Genomic DNA, 1,369 nt, shown 5'->3' on the forward strand with positions numbered 1-1,369 from the left:
GGAGCCAATGGTATGGACCCCGCCGCCCTCAAGCGGCGACGATTGCGCCTTTGCAAAGCAAGGAGACATATCATGGAAATTGTGCGTATTGGTTTGGACTTGGCGAAGACCATCTTTGAGGTCTGCGGTGTAGATGCTCAAGACAAAGCGGTTTTGAAAAAGACACTGCGACGTCATGCAGTCACCCAATTCTTTGCCGATTCAGCGCCCTGCATAATTGGTATGGAGGCCTGTAGCGGATCGCATTACTGGGCAAAGGTCTTTGCAGATCTCGGGCATGAAGTTCGCCTGATCTCACCACAGTTTGTGACGCCCTATGTTAAATCCAACAAGAACGACCGCAACGATGCCGAAGCGATTTGCGAAGCTATCGGCAGACCGTCCATGCGGTTCGTGCCGGTCAAAACTGCGGAACAGCTCGAAATTCAGGCCGTTCATCGTATCCGTCAAAGATTGGTGGCAAATAGAACCAGGTTGGTGAACCAAATCCGAGGACTGTTGGTCGAGCATGGTTTGGTCGTCGCCCGAGACATCTCTAGGATCCGGCAAGCATTGACGCAGATCGCCGATGGCGTTGATCACATGCTGGGCGCGATGCTTGTGGATTTGGCCTGCGACGTGCGCGAAGAACTCAGCGAATTGGATCAGCGCATCGCAGTTTACACAAAGCGCATCCGAGAGCTCTTTCGGTCCAACGAGATGTGCCAACGTATTGGTAAGATTGAGGGGATCGGGCCAATAACGGCGACTGCGCTGGTAGCCGCTGTTGGTGATCGGACATGCTTCAAGAACGGACGACAGTTTGCCGCTTGGCTTGGGCTCGTGCCCAAGCAGCGATCCAGTGGCGGCAAGTCCCGCCTGTTTGGAATCAGCAAACGAGGAGACCGATATTTGCGCACCCTGTTGATCCACGGTGCTCGCGCTGTTCTGAGGAAAGCGGGTGGGAAAACCGATGCCAGAAGCCTGTGGATCGAACGGATGCGCGATCGGCGGCATCCTAATGTGGTGGCCGTCGCGCTTGCCAACAAAAACGCAAGGATCGTTTGGGCAGTCTTGTCAGGTCGCACCGAGTATCAAATGGCCTTCACCGCTTAAAGGGGCGTTGGAAACCAAAGAGAGACTACCTGAATATTGCAGCAATTTGGCAAGGGATGGTGACAACGACACGAACCGTAGCTTCTTGAACCTGGTGTGTGGATCGGCACAGCAAAGTTGATGCCTTGGAGCCAATGAGGGGGAAGCAAGCGGAAATCCATCGGGGCTCGCGGTGACGATATATCGGGCCGCTCACAGAAGCCGGATATACGTCAGCAATCGTGATCCTGAACCAGACCAACCAAAACCGTTGCAATAAGGCGGGGTCCATATA

The 1,369-nt window shown here is 54.2% G+C and carries 1 protein-coding gene; it reads left to right on the plus strand.

Annotated features, from left to right (window positions below; genetic code table 11):
• Positions 1–72 precede the first annotated feature (72 nt).
• Positions 73–1,095 carry an IS110 family RNA-guided transposase gene (locus H7847_RS26550; RefSeq protein WP_227272726.1) on the plus strand — a complete coding sequence of 341 codons (1,023 nt, stop codon included), beginning with the start codon at positions 73–75 and terminating at the stop codon, positions 1,093–1,095.
• Positions 1,096–1,369: the final 274 nt, after the last annotated feature.

Source organism: Roseobacter weihaiensis, from assembly GCF_020622345.1.
GTDB lineage: Bacteria > Pseudomonadota > Alphaproteobacteria > Rhodobacterales > Rhodobacteraceae > Roseobacter > Roseobacter weihaiensis.